Annotated in this window: 20 protein-coding genes and 1 pseudogene; 1 reads left to right on the forward strand and 20 read right to left on the reverse strand. The window is 62.2% G+C overall.

Going from position 1 to position 11,908, the window contains the following annotated elements; all coding sequences use genetic code 11:
- Nucleotides 1-3: 3 nt before the first annotated feature.
- The 18 genes from rpsE to rpsJ form a co-directional block, all read right to left on the reverse strand.
- Nucleotides 4-690, reverse strand: coding sequence for a 30S ribosomal protein S5 (gene rpsE / locus K789_RS0106880; RefSeq protein WP_029704662.1), 687 nt, complete (start codon nt 688-690; stop codon nt 4-6).
- Nucleotides 691-716: 26 nt separating this feature from the next.
- Nucleotides 717-1,100 (reverse strand): 50S ribosomal protein L18, encoded by a 384-nt coding sequence (gene rplR, locus K789_RS0106885; RefSeq protein ID WP_024366121.1) that lies wholly within the window; start codon nt 1,098-1,100, stop codon nt 717-719.
- 2 nt (nt 1,101-1,102) lie between these two features.
- Complete coding sequence (gene rplF / locus K789_RS0106890; RefSeq protein ID WP_024366122.1) at nt 1,103-1,639, reverse strand: 50S ribosomal protein L6; 537 nt, start codon at nt 1,637-1,639, stop codon at nt 1,103-1,105.
- 18 nt (nt 1,640-1,657) lie between these two features.
- Entirely contained in the window at nt 1,658-2,056 is a 399-nt protein-coding gene (gene rpsH / locus K789_RS0106895; RefSeq protein ID WP_024366123.1) for a 30S ribosomal protein S8, read from the reverse strand.
- 97 nt (nt 2,057-2,153) lie between these two features.
- Nucleotides 2,154-2,735: a 50S ribosomal protein L5 gene (rplE, locus tag K789_RS0106900; protein WP_024366124.1), complete on the reverse strand. Its 582-nt coding sequence runs from the start codon at nt 2,733-2,735 to the stop codon at nt 2,154-2,156.
- Complete coding sequence (rplX, locus tag K789_RS0106905; protein ID WP_024366125.1) at nt 2,735-3,094, reverse strand: 50S ribosomal protein L24; 360 nt, start codon at nt 3,092-3,094, stop codon at nt 2,735-2,737. The genes rplE and rplX overlap by 1 nt, the downstream gene beginning before the upstream one ends.
- 3 nt (nt 3,095-3,097) lie before the next feature.
- Nucleotides 3,098-3,466 carry a 50S ribosomal protein L14 gene (gene rplN, locus K789_RS0106910; protein ID WP_024366126.1) on the reverse strand — a complete coding sequence of 123 codons (369 nt, stop codon included), beginning with the start codon at nt 3,464-3,466 and terminating at the stop codon, nt 3,098-3,100.
- Between the two features lie 376 nt (nt 3,467-3,842).
- Complete coding sequence (gene rpsQ, locus K789_RS0106915; RefSeq protein WP_035739337.1) at nt 3,843-4,151, reverse strand: 30S ribosomal protein S17; 309 nt, start codon at nt 4,149-4,151, stop codon at nt 3,843-3,845.
- The gene (rpmC, locus tag K789_RS26415) at nt 4,148-4,483 is read right to left on the reverse strand and encodes a 50S ribosomal protein L29 (RefSeq protein WP_024366128.1); all 336 of its coding nucleotides are present in this window, start codon (nt 4,481-4,483) and stop codon (nt 4,148-4,150) included. The genes rpsQ and rpmC overlap by 4 nt, the downstream gene beginning before the upstream one ends.
- 2 nt (nt 4,484-4,485) lie before the next feature.
- Nucleotides 4,486-4,902, reverse strand: coding sequence for a 50S ribosomal protein L16 (gene rplP, locus K789_RS0106925; RefSeq protein ID WP_024366129.1), 417 nt, complete (start codon nt 4,900-4,902; stop codon nt 4,486-4,488).
- Nucleotides 4,903-5,745 carry a 30S ribosomal protein S3 gene (gene rpsC / locus K789_RS0106930; RefSeq protein WP_024366130.1) on the reverse strand — a complete coding sequence of 281 codons (843 nt, stop codon included), beginning with the start codon at nt 5,743-5,745 and terminating at the stop codon, nt 4,903-4,905. It abuts the gene before it with no gap.
- Nucleotides 5,746-6,111, reverse strand: a complete 366-nt coding sequence (rplV, locus tag K789_RS0106935; RefSeq protein WP_003803798.1) for a 50S ribosomal protein L22 — start codon at nt 6,109-6,111, stop codon at nt 5,746-5,748.
- Between the two features lie 38 nt (nt 6,112-6,149).
- The gene (rpsS, locus tag K789_RS0106940) at nt 6,150-6,431 is read right to left on the reverse strand and encodes a 30S ribosomal protein S19 (RefSeq protein WP_011692805.1); all 282 of its coding nucleotides are present in this window, start codon (nt 6,429-6,431) and stop codon (nt 6,150-6,152) included.
- Between the two features lie 12 nt (nt 6,432-6,443).
- The gene (gene rplB / locus K789_RS0106945; RefSeq protein WP_024366131.1) at nt 6,444-7,283 is read right to left on the reverse strand and encodes a 50S ribosomal protein L2; all 840 of its coding nucleotides are present in this window, start codon (nt 7,281-7,283) and stop codon (nt 6,444-6,446) included.
- A gap of 30 nt (nt 7,284-7,313) precedes the next feature.
- Nucleotides 7,314-7,619: a 50S ribosomal protein L23 gene (gene rplW, locus K789_RS0106950; protein WP_024366132.1), complete on the reverse strand. Its 306-nt coding sequence runs from the start codon at nt 7,617-7,619 to the stop codon at nt 7,314-7,316.
- Nucleotides 7,616-8,239, reverse strand: a complete 624-nt coding sequence (rplD, locus tag K789_RS0106955) for a 50S ribosomal protein L4 (protein WP_024366133.1) — start codon at nt 8,237-8,239, stop codon at nt 7,616-7,618. The genes rplW and rplD overlap by 4 nt, the downstream gene beginning before the upstream one ends.
- Nucleotides 8,240-8,243: 4 nt before the next feature.
- Nucleotides 8,244-8,894: a 50S ribosomal protein L3 gene (gene rplC / locus K789_RS0106960; RefSeq protein WP_024366134.1), complete on the reverse strand. Its 651-nt coding sequence runs from the start codon at nt 8,892-8,894 to the stop codon at nt 8,244-8,246.
- A gap of 17 nt (nt 8,895-8,911) precedes the next feature.
- Nucleotides 8,912-9,220, reverse strand: a complete 309-nt coding sequence (gene rpsJ / locus K789_RS0106965; protein WP_024366135.1) for a 30S ribosomal protein S10 — start codon at nt 9,218-9,220, stop codon at nt 8,912-8,914.
- 425 nt (nt 9,221-9,645) lie between these two features.
- Here rpsJ and K789_RS0106970 point away from each other — a divergent pair, with 425 nt between their 5' ends.
- Complete coding sequence (locus tag K789_RS0106970; RefSeq protein WP_024366136.1) at nt 9,646-11,073, forward strand: GH1 family beta-glucosidase; 1,428 nt, start codon at nt 9,646-9,648, stop codon at nt 11,071-11,073.
- Nucleotides 11,074-11,107: 34 nt separating this feature from the next.
- Here K789_RS0106970 and K789_RS26420 read toward each other — a convergent pair whose 3' ends face one another.
- Together K789_RS26420 and K789_RS25355 are read right to left on the reverse strand one after the other, a co-directional pair.
- Nucleotides 11,108-11,233, reverse strand: a complete 126-nt coding sequence (locus tag K789_RS26420) for a hypothetical protein (protein ID WP_272943959.1) — start codon at nt 11,231-11,233, stop codon at nt 11,108-11,110.
- A 47-nt stretch (nt 11,234-11,280) separates the two neighbouring features.
- Nucleotides 11,281-11,908, reverse strand: a pseudogene (locus K789_RS25355) (hypothetical protein); the annotation flags it as partial.

Consider the following 11,908-nt stretch of genomic DNA (forward strand, 5'->3'; position numbering starts at 1 on the left):
GACTCAGACACCTGCCTTCTGGTTCAAAAGCGCCTTCACCATGGCCGGCGGAGCGATCTCGTCGAGCGGGAGGCCGCGGCGTGCTGCCACTGCTGCCGGCTCTTCGAGGCGCTTCAGCGCGTCAACGGTCGCGTGAACGATGTTGATGGCGTTGGAAGATCCGAGCGACTTGGAGAGGATGTCGTGGATGCCCACGCACTCCAGTACTGCACGGACCGGACCGCCGGCGATAACACCGGTACCCGCGGAAGCCGGACGCAGCATGACGACGCCTGCGGCGGCCTCACCCTGGACGCGGTGCGGGATGGTGCTGCCGATGCGGGGAACGCGGAAGAAGGACTTCTTGGCTTCTTCGACGCCCTTCGCGATGGCGGCGGGAACTTCCTTGGCCTTGCCGTAGCCGACGCCGACCATACCGTTGCCGTCACCGACGACGACGAGGGCGGTGAAGCTGAAACGACGACCACCCTTGACGACCTTGGAAACACGGTTGATGGTTACGACGCGCTCTACGAACTGGCTCTTTTCGGCTTCGCGGCCACCGTCGCGGCCACCACGGCCACCACGGTCTCCACGGCCCTGGCCCTGGCCGCGGTCGCCACGCTCGCCACGACGAGCGCCACCACGGGCGCCGTCGGTGGTAGCAGGCGCAGCGGTCTCAGTTGCCGGAGCAGCTACAGCTTCAGTCACCTGAATGTCCTTTTCGTTATTTTCGGTCACAGTGCCAGCCCACCTTCACGTGCGCCGTCAGCGACGGCGGCGATCCGGCCGTGGTACTTGTTACCACCGCGGTCGAAGACAACCGCTTCGATACCGGCAGCCTTGGCACGCTCGGCGACGAGCTCGCCAACGCGCTTGGCCTTGGCAGTCTTGTCACCGTCGAATGCACGAAGGTCGGCTTCCAGAGTGGAGGCGCTCGCTACGGTCAGGCCCTTGCTGTCATCGACAACCTGGACGAATACGTGGCGTGCGGAGCGGTTGACGACCAGACGAGGACGTACAGCCGTTCCGGAGATGCGCTTGCGGATACGAAGCTGGCGGCGGCTGCGCTGGGCAGACTTGCTCTTGTTCGTACGCTTCTTGTTAATTGCGATCGCCATGGTTACTTACCAGCCTTTCCGACCTTGCGGCGGATGACTTCGCCTGCGTAACGGATGCCCTTGCCCTTGTAGGGGTCCGGCTTCCGCAGCTTGCGAATGTTGGCAGCAACCTCGCCGACCTGCTGCTTGGAGATACCTGAAACAGAGAGCTTGGTCGGGGTCTCTACTGCAAAGGTGATGCCGTTCGGTGCCGTGATGTTAACCGGGTGGCTGAAGCCCAGAGCGAACTCCAGGTCAGATCCCTTTGCCTGAACGCGGTAACCAGTACCAACGATTTCAAGCTTCTTCTCGTAGCCTGCGGTGACACCCTGGATCATGTTGGCGATCAGGGTGCGGGTCAGGCCGTGCAGCGAACGTGAGGCGCGCTCGTCGTTCGGGCGGGCGACAGTCAGGGTGCCATCTTCCAGGGAAACCTCGATCGGGCTGGGCACAGTGTGGCTCAGCTCGCCTTTGGAACCCTTGACGCTGACGACAGAGCCGTCAACCTTGACCTCAACGCCGGCAGGAACGGTGATGGGGAGACGTCCAATACGTGACATTATTCTCTTCCTTTCCCGTTACCAGACGTAAGCGAGGACTTCGCCGCCCACGCCCTTCTTGCCGGCCTGCTTGTCAGTCAAGAGGCCGGAAGAGGTGGACAGGATTGCGACACCCAGGCCACCGAGCACGTGCGGCAGGTTGGTGGACTTTGCGTATACGCGCAGTCCCGGCTTGGAAATACGACGAACGCCAGCGATTGAACGCTCGCGGTTCGGACCGAACTTGAGCTCGAGGGTCAGCTTCTTGCCAACCTCCGCGTCTTCTTCTTTCCAGGAGGCGATGTAACCTTCGGCCTTCAGGATGTCGGCAACGCGTGCCTTGAGCTTGCTGTACGGCATAGACACGGATTCGTGGTATGCCGAGTTTGCGTTGCGCAGACGCGTAAGCATGTCTGCGACGGGATCTGTCATTGTCATGGTGGGCTCTTGCCCTTCCTCATAACGGTTTCCGCCGTGCAGGTCGTACCGAAAGTAAATTCGGAACCAGCGCGGACGGACCTTTTACGTAGCTAGATTAATCTTCGGTCTTGAACGGGAAGCCAAGCGCCTTGAGCAGCGCACGGCCTTCGTCGTCGGTCTTGGCAGTGGTCACGACGGTGATGTCCATGCCGCGAACGCGGTCGATGGAATCCTGGTCGATCTCGTGGAACATAACCTGCTCGGTCAGACCGAAGGTGTAGTTGCCGTTGCCGTCGAACTGCTTGCCGCTGAGGCCCCGGAAGTCACGGATACGCGGCAGAGCCAGCGTGACCAGACGGTCCAGGAATTCCCACATGCGGTCCCCACGCAGAGTTGCGTGTGCACCGATCGGCATGCCTTCGCGCAGCTTGAACTGTGCGATCGACTTGCGGGCCTTGGTTACCTGCGGCTTCTGGCCGGTGATCAGGGTCAGATCGCGGACAGCGCCGTCGATCAGCTTGGAGTCCTTGGCGGCATCTCCAACACCCATGTTCACAACGACCTTCACCAGGCGGGGAACCTGGTTGACGTTCTCGTACTTGAATTCCTCAACGAGCGTGCTCTTGATGGAATCCGCGTACTTGGTCTTCAGACGAGGAACGATCTTGCTTGCCGGAGTCTCGAGAGTCTCAGTCATTAGATGTCCTTCCCTGAGCTCTTGGCCACGCGGACACGCACTTCGCGCTTCACGCCATCGCGCTCAACGGTCTCGGTGCGGAAACCGACGCGGGTGGGCTTCTTGGTGGACGGGTCAACCAGAGCCACGTTGGAGATGTGGATCGAAGCCTCGACGACTTCGATGCCACCGGTCTTGGTGCCGCGCTGCGACTGACCGACCTTGGTGTGCTTGGTTACGCGGTTAATGCCTTCGACCAACACGCGGTTGGTCTCGGGGAAGACGCGCAGAACCTTGCCCTGCTTGCCCTTGTCGCCGCCGCGCTCAGCCTTGGCGCCAGTGATGACCTGAACCAGGTCGCCCTTTTTGATCTTAGCCATGGACTAAAGCACCTCCGGAGCCAGAGAAACGATCTTCATGAACTTCTTATCGCGAAGTTCACGACCAACCGGTCCGAAGATGCGGGTACCGCGGGGGTCACCGTCAGCCTTCAGGATCACAGCTGCGTTCTCGTCAAACTTGATATAGGAACCATCCGCACGGCGGCGTTCCTTCTTGGTACGGACGATGACAGCCTTGACGACGTCGCCCTTCTTTACGTTGCCGCCCGGAATTGCGTCCTTGACGGTAGCGACGATTACGTCGCCAATGCCTGCGTAGCGACGGCCAGATCCACCGAGAACGCGAATGGTAAGGATTTCCTTAGCACCCGTGTTGTCGGCGACCTTGAGTCGCGACTCCTGCTGAATCACTATTTACTCCTTGCGTCGCGCGGGTTCTCAGACCGAAAATCTTCCTACGGAATGAGCCTTGCGGAACGGTTGATCGGGGTGTCTCTTGACCTGCCTGGATTTTGCCAGACCAGGCCTAAACTCCCGTGCCAAAAACATTTGCTTCCCAGGTGGATCCCGACGGGTCGGGGCACAAGGGGGCACTATGCCGTGGCACGCTTGTTTACGAGGTTTGATGACGGCGCACAGAAGGCGCCATACAAACTCAAAATCTTAGCACGTTTCGGGCCTATCCCCATATCACAGGACGGCTGCGGGCAGGGAACGGAGAAACCCCCGCTCCCAGAAGGGAACGGGGGTTTCTCTCAAGCATCAACCCACAGCCAGGCTGCAGGTGTTACTTGGCCTTCTCGAGGATCTCCACCAGACGCCACCGCTTGGTAGCGGAGAGCGGGCGGGTCTCGGCGAGGAGAACGAGGTCGCCGATGCCGGCGCTGTTCTCTTCGTCGTGAGCCTTGATCTTCGTGTTGCGGCGAAGGACCTTGCCATAGAGGGCGTGCTTCACACGGTCCTCGACCTGGACAACGATGGTCTTTTCCATCTTGTCCGAGACCACATAGCCGCGCTTCGTCTTACGGTAACCGCGCTCGTCAGCCGTAGCTGCGCCGGAAACAGTTTCCGTCACGTTCTCGTCCTTTTCACTCACTTGGCGTCCTCCTCGGTCTCAGCCTCGGCCGGCTTTTCAGCCTTCTCAGCCTTGGCTGCGGACTTCTTGGACTTCTTTTCTTCCTTGGCTTCCACAACCGGTGCGGCAACCTCGGCACGAATGCCCAGCTCGCGCTCACGGAGAACGGTGTAGATGCGGGCGATGTCCTTCTTTACCGCGCGCAGTCGACCGTGGTTCTCCAGCTGACCGGTGGCGGACTGGAAACGCAGGTTGAACAGCTCTTCCTTGGCCTTACGGAGTTCTTCAACGAGTCGCTCGTTGTCGAAACCGTCCAGCTGTGCGGATGCAAGTTCCTTGGATCCTACTGACATTTCTATTCACCACCTTCGCGACGCAGAATGCGTGCCTTCAACGGGAGCTTGTGGATCGCCAAGCGCAGTGCCTCACGGGCAGTTTCTTCATCGACACCGGAGATCTCAAAGAGAACCCGGCCCGGCTTGACGTTTGAGACCCACCATTCCGGAGAACCCTTACCGGAACCCATGCGGGTTTCGGCCGGCTTCTTCGTCAGCGGACGGTCCGGATAGATGTTGATCCAGACCTTGCCGCCACGCTTGATGTGGCGGGTCATCGCAATACGGGCAGACTCGATCTGACGGTTGGTGACGTATGCCGGGCTCAGAGCCTGGATACCCCACTCACCGAAGGAGACCTTGGTGCCGCCCGTAGCAGCGCCGGAACGACCCGGGTGGTGCTGCTTACGGTGCTTGACTCGACGTGGGATAAGCATTTAAGCCTGTCCTCCTTCTACTGCCGGTGCGGCTGCGGTAGCTGCTTCAACAGCCGGAGCTTCGGCAGCAGCGGGTGCAGCCTCGGCCGGGCGGTCGTTGCGACGACGGCGGTCACCACGGTCAGCGCCGCTCGGGCGGCCCGGGCGATCGCTGGGACCACGGCCGCGGGACGGTGCAGCAGCTGCCTGCTGAGCCAGTTCCTTGGCGGTGACGTCACCCTTGTAGATCCAGACCTTCACGCCGATGCGGCCGAAGGTGGTCTTGGCCTCGTAGAAGCCGTAGTCGATGTTCGCGCGGAGGGTGTGCAGGGGCACACGGCCTTCGCGGTAGAACTCCGAGCGGGACATTTCTGCGCCGCCCAGTCGACCCGAGCAAGCGATACGGATGCCCTTGGCACCTGCACGCTGTGCGGACTGCATGGCCTTCTTCATCGCACGGCGGAAAGCCACGCGGGAAGTCAGCTGCTCAGCAACGCCCTGGGCAACAAGCTGTGCTTCCATCTCGGGGTTCTTGACCTCGAGGATGTTCAGCTGAACCTGCTTGCCCGTGAGCTTTTCGAGCTCGCCGCGGATGCGGTCTGCTTCTGCGCCGCGGCGGCCGATGACGATGCCCGGACGTGCCGTGTGGATATCCACACGGACACGGTCGCGGGTGCGCTCGATTTCAACCTTGGCGATACCGGCGCGCTCCATGCCCGTGGACATGAGCTGGCGGATACGGATGTCTTCGCGAACGAAGTCCTTGTACCGCTGGCCGGGCTTGGTGCTGTCAGCAAACCAGTGCGATACGTGATCGGTGGTGATGCCGAGTCGGAACCCGTGCGGGTTAACTTTCTGTCCCACTTAGCGAGCCTCCTCTTTCTCCGGGGTAGCGACTACCACGGTGATGTGGCTCGTGCGCTTCTTGATCTGAAATGCACGACCCTGGGCTCGCGGCTGGAACCGCTTCATGGTCGGGCCTTCATCAACAAACGCTTCGCTGATGATGAGGTCACCTTCGTCAAACGCCACGCCGTCGCGGTCCGCGAGGACCCGGGCGTTGGAGATTGCCGACTGAACTACCTTGAATACCGGCTCCGAAGCTGCCTGCGGGGCAAACTTCAGAATTGCCAGAGCCTCATTCGCTTGCTTACCACGAACAAGGTTGACGACGCGCCGGGCCTTCATAGGCGTTACGCGGATGTGACGCGCAATTGCCTTGGCTTCCATTGCTTTCCTTCTCTCGTCTTTGACGTAAGTGCAGGCGCCTAGCGGCGCTTGCCCTTACGGTCGTCCTTGACATGGCCGCGGAATGTCCGCGTGGGAGCGAATTCGCCGAGCTTGTGCCCGACCATCGACTCAGTGACAAACACGGGGATGTGCTTGCGTCCGTCGTGTACGGCGATCGTGTGCCCGAGCATGTCGGGGATGATCATCGAACGGCGGGACCAGGTCTTGATGACGTTCTTGGTGCCCTTTTCGTTTTCCCTATCCACCTTCACAAAGAGGTGCTGGTCAACGAAAGGACCTTTTTTCAGGCTGCGTGGCATGTGTCCAGGCTCCTATCGCTTGTTCTTGCCAGTACGACGGCGACGAACAATAAGCTTGTCGCTCTCTTTGTTGGGACGGCGGGTGCGGCCTTCGCGCTTACCGTTCGGGTTGACGGGGTGACGTCCACCGGACGTCTTACCCTCGCCACCACCGTGGGGGTGGTCGACCGGGTTCATGGCGACACCACGGACGGTCGGGCGAACGCCCTTCCAGCGCATACGGCCGGCCTTACCCCAGTTGATGTTCGACTGCTCGGCGTTGCCGACCTCGCCGACGGTTGCGCGGCAGCGCACGTCGACGTTGCGGATTTCGCCGGAAGGCAGACGCAGCTGGGCGAAACGGCCTTCCTTAGCAACGAGCTGGATCGATGCGCCGGCGGAGCGGCCCATCTTGGCGCCGCCACCCGGACGCAGTTCAACTGCGTGGATGACGGTACCGACCGGGATGTTGCGCAGCGGAAGGTTGTTGCCGGGCTTGATATCAGCGTCGGCACCTGCCTCTACCGTGTCACCCTGGGCCAGCTTGTTCGGGGCGATGATGTAACGCTTGGTGCCATCAACGTAGTGAAGGAGCGCGATGCGAGCCGTGCGGTTCGGATCGTACTCGATTTCGGCAACGCGGGCGTTGACGCCGTCTTTGTCGTGGCGACGGAAGTCGATCAGACGGTACTGGCGCTTGTGGCCACCACCCTTGTGACGGGTCGTGATCTTACCGGTGTTGTTACGGCCACCCTTTTTCGGGAGGGGACGTACCAACGACTTTTCCGGCGTCGACCGCGTGATTTCAGTGAAGTCCGCTACGCTCGAGCCGCGACGGCCCGGGGTAGTCGGCTTATATTTACGGATTCCCATAATTTAATTTCCTCGTTAAAGTGGTCTCCGCTACGAGAGCGGACCGCCGAAGATGTCGATCGTGCCTTCTTTGAGGCTCACAATTGCACGCTTGGTGTTCTTGCGAGTACCCCATCCGAATTTGGTCCGCTTGCGCTTACCGGCACGGTTGATGGTGTTGATCGAGTCGACCTTGACGGAGAAGATTTTCTCCACGGCCAGCTTGATCTCGGTCTTGTTCGAGCGGGGGTCCACCAGGAAGGTGTACTTGCCCTCATCGATCAGGCCGTAGCTCTTTTCCGAGACAACGGGTGCAAGCACGACGTCGCGCGGGTCTTTGATGGTGGCTGCACTCACTTGGCATCCTCCTCGTTCTTTGCCACTGCCTTGGAAGCAACGAATGCTTCATAAGCAGCCTTGGTGAAGACAACGTCATCGGAGACGAGAACGTCGTAGGTGTTCAGCTGGTCTGCGTACAGAACGTGAACATCCGTGAGGTTGCGCACGGAGAGTGCAGCAACATCGTTGGCGCGCTCGATGACAACGAGCAGGTTCTTGCGCTCGGAGACACCCCGCAGAGTAGCCAGTGCTGCGCTGGAGGACGGCTTGGTGCCGGGAACCAGTTCAGCAACGACATGGATGCGGCCGTTACGGGCGCGGTCAGAGAGAGCGCCGCGCAGGGCAGCAGCAATCATCTTCTTGGGGGTGCGCTGGCTGTAGTCACGCGGCGTGGGGCCGTGGACAACGCCACCACCGGTCATGTGAGGAGCACGGATTGAACCCTGACGGGCGCGGCCGGTGCCCTTCTGCTTGAACGGCTTGCGACCTGCACCGGAAACCTCGGCGCGGGTCTTGGTCTTGTGGGTACCCTGGCGAGCAGCAGCGAGCTGGGCAACGACGACCTGGTGCAGCAGCGGCACGTTGGTCTGTACGTCGAAGATCTCTGCAGGCAGGTCAACCTTGACAGTGCTAGTCATTGAACTAGGCTCCCTTCACGGCGGTGCGTACGAGTACGACCTGGCCGCGGGCGCCGGGGACGGCGCCCTTGATCAGGAGCAGCGACTTCTCGACGTCAACCGCGTGGACCGTGAGGTTCAGCGTGGTGTGACGAACGGCGCCCATGCGGCCGGCCATTTTCATGCCCTTGAAGACGCGGCTCGGGGTGGATGCGCCACCGATTGAACCGGGCTTACGGTGGTTCTTGTGTGCACCGTGGGAAGCTCCAACGCCGTGGAAGCCGTGACGCTTCATAACACCGGCGAAGCCCTTACCCTTGGTGGTGCCAACGACGTCGATCTTCTGGCCGGCTTCGAAGAGCTCTACGGAGAGCTCCTGGCCCAGCTCGTAAGAGTCAGCATCTGCAGTGCGCAGTTCGACGACGTGGCGGCGAGGCGTGACGCCTGCCTTTTCAAAGTGACCAGCCAGCGGCTTGGTGACCTTGCGGGGATCGATCTGGCCGTAGCCGATCTGAACGGCGACATAGCCATCAGTGTCTGCATTGCGCAGCTGCGTGATGACGTTCGAGTCAGCCTGGACCACAGTGACGGGGATGAGCTTGTTGTTCTCGTCCCAGACCTGGGTCATGCCGAGCTTCGTGCCCAGCAGGCCCTTTACGTTACGGGTTGCGGTCATAGTCTCTCAGCACCTCCCTACAGCTTGATTTCGATGTTCACGTCGGCCGGCAGGTCGAGACGCATGAGCGAATCAACAGCCTTGGGCGTGGGATCGATGATGTCGATAAGACGCTTGTGCGTGCGCATTTCAAAGTGCTCGCGGCTGTCTTTGTACTTGTGCGGAGAGCGGATGACGCAGTAGATGTTCTTCTCCGTCGGCAGCGGCACAGGGCCAACTACCGTGGCGCCTGCGCGCGTGACCGTCTCAACGATCTTCCGTGCTGAAGAGTCAATGACCTCGTGGTCGTATGACTTCAGCCGGATGCGGATTTTTTGTCCCGCCATGTCGCCTGACTCTCTTTCAGTTAGTGCTGCTCTGTTTACTTGCGTGTTGCATGTGGCTGCCGAGGCAATTGAAGTCGTAACTACCACCCGCCGCACAAGCTGAATCCGGAAGAATCCGGGTTCCTCAACCTGCCGGCGTAACCGACCCCCGCGGTCGGGCGTGTCGCGCTTTTCACGCGTACTCGTCCGCAGTTCCATGAGGCGTGGGTTATGTTTGGTCTCCTACCTGGACCCTGACACCCGGCATTATCCGGATCGGGACGCGAAGGAGCGCTTGAACAACTCATCTAGTATGCCGGAATTACCGGGCAGAAGCGAATCGACCGTGGGCCGGGGTGGGCCGGTCACCGGCCGGATCACGGGGCGACGGCGGATGAGGACTCCTGCTCATTGCCTTCGGCAGTCACTGTGGGCATGATGGGGGCATGACTGTGCAGGATTCCGTGGCACTTCAGGCCCTTGCTGCGCGCCTGGGCCCGGATTTCCAGCTGGGGGTCGCCTCCGCTGCTTTCCAGATCGAGGGCTCCCTCGCGGCCGGCGGCCGCGGGCCCTCCGGCTGGGACGCCTTTGTCCAGAAACCCGGGAGCATCCATGACGGCCACTCCCCCGCCGTCGCCTGTGACCACTACAACCGGTCCCCGGAAGACGTCGAACTGATGCGCGCGCTCGGCATCGACTCCTACCGCTTCTCCTTCTCCTGGCCGCGCATCCAGCCTGACGGCACGGGACCGTTCAACAGCGAGGGGCTCGACTTCTACGACCGGCTCATCGACCAGCTGCTCGCGGCCGGCATCTCACCGATGGCAACCCTGTACCACTGGGACACCCCGCTGCCGCTGGAACACCGCGGCGGCTGGTTGAACCGTGCCACCGCGGAACGGTTCGCCGAGTACAGCGCGGCCGCCGGCCACCGCTTCGGCGACCGCGTCGCGCAGTGGGTGACGCTTAACGAACCGGTGTCCGTCACGCTCAACGGCTATGCCTTGGGGGTCCACGCCCCCGGCCATGACCTGCTCTTCGACGCGCTGCCCGCCGTCCACCACCAGCTGCTGGGCCATGGCCTCGCCGTGCAGGCGTTGCGCGCGGAGGGAGTTACCGGCGCCGTGGGCGTCACCAACCTGCATTCCCCGGTCCGGCCCGCGACCCGCTCGGTGACGGACCGGCTGCTGGCTGAGATGTTCGACCTCGTGCTGAACCGGGTCTATGCGGATCCGATCCTCCTGGGCCGGTACCCGAAAGTGCCGCTGATCGCCAAGCCCTGGTTCCGCTCACTGGGGAAGATCTCCGACGCCGACCTGCGCACCATCCACCAGCCCCTCGATTTCTACGGCCTGAACTACTACTACCCCGTGAAGGTCGCGACCGGACGCGGCCAGGGCCAAAGCCCCGTCGGCAATGTCGACGCCATGCTGAAGATGCCGTTCCACCTGCCGGCGTTTCCGGAATACGCGACCACCGGTTTCGGCTGGCCGGTGGCACCGGACCACCTGGGACCGCTGCTCCGGGAGCTGAAGGACAGGTACGGCGCGGCACTGCCCCCGCTATACATCACCGAAAGCGGCGCCAGTTTCCCCGAACCGGACCACGTGTCCGGCCCCATAGCGGATGCGGACCGGATCAGCTACATCGCATCCCATCTGGGTCATGCCCTGGACGCCACGGCGCCCGGCGGCATCGCCGAGGATGTTGAGCTGCTGGGCTATTACGTGTGGACCCTGATGGACAACTTCGAATGGGCGGCCGGGTACTCGCAGCGTTTCGGGCTGGTCCACGTTGATTTTGACACCCAGGAGCGCACGCCCAAGGATTCGTACTACTGGTACCAGGCACTCAGCCGGGCACGTAGGGCCTGACCCGACGGGGGTCGGGCCCGACGGCGGCGGCAGGCTATTTCTGCCGGTTCGCCCGGTTGATGCGTTTGGCCCGCTCGATCTCGTTGCGGAAGTGCTTCTTTGCCCAAAAGGCACCGGCGACGACGGCAACAACCACCAACAGGAAAACAAACCAGCCCATTGTGAGCTCCCTTCGTTGGGAGCAACCCTATCAGCGCCCCGCCCCGGTCAACCATGGTCCGCCGGCTCAGGCTGCCGCGCCGACTCTGCAGCGGCAGGCTTGCTGCGCGTCAGCCGCCAGACCGCGATCGCGATCAGGGCCACGGCGATGAGGGCCAGCAGCGCGAAGGTGTACTGGCGCATCGCCCACAGGATGCACCCGGCCACCCCCGCCGCGCCCCACCAGACAAACAGCCGTTCGCCAACCACCAGCCCGGCCATCAGCAGGACGGCCATCAGCGCCAGGACCCAGAGCTGCTGCCCCGGATCACCGTCCAGGATGATTCCCAGCCCGGACAGGGTCAACAGCCCGGCACCGCCGGACCACAGCAGCCGGACTGCCCTGCGGTTCCCGGATGCCAGGCGCAGGGCGCCCAGTACCGCGGCAAGAACCACGTACCACTGCAGCGTCCAGAACCAATTGGGCCAGTCGGAGCCGGCATCGAGTCCGGTAAACAGCACCGCCCGCTGCACGGCCGCCGTCGTGGCGAACAGTCCCAGTTCCGCGGCCAGCCTGCGGGCTCTCCCCGGCACTTCGGCGCAGCACACAGCGGCGGTGCACGCCACCAGCGCGGCACCGGCCCAGGATGTCACGTCCCAGCGCAGCCCGGCGGCCGCGGCGAGTCCAAGACCCACG

Origin of the sequence: Arthrobacter sp. TB 26 (assembly GCF_000427315.1) — a bacterium.
Classification (GTDB): Bacteria; Actinomycetota; Actinomycetes; order Actinomycetales; family Micrococcaceae; genus Arthrobacter.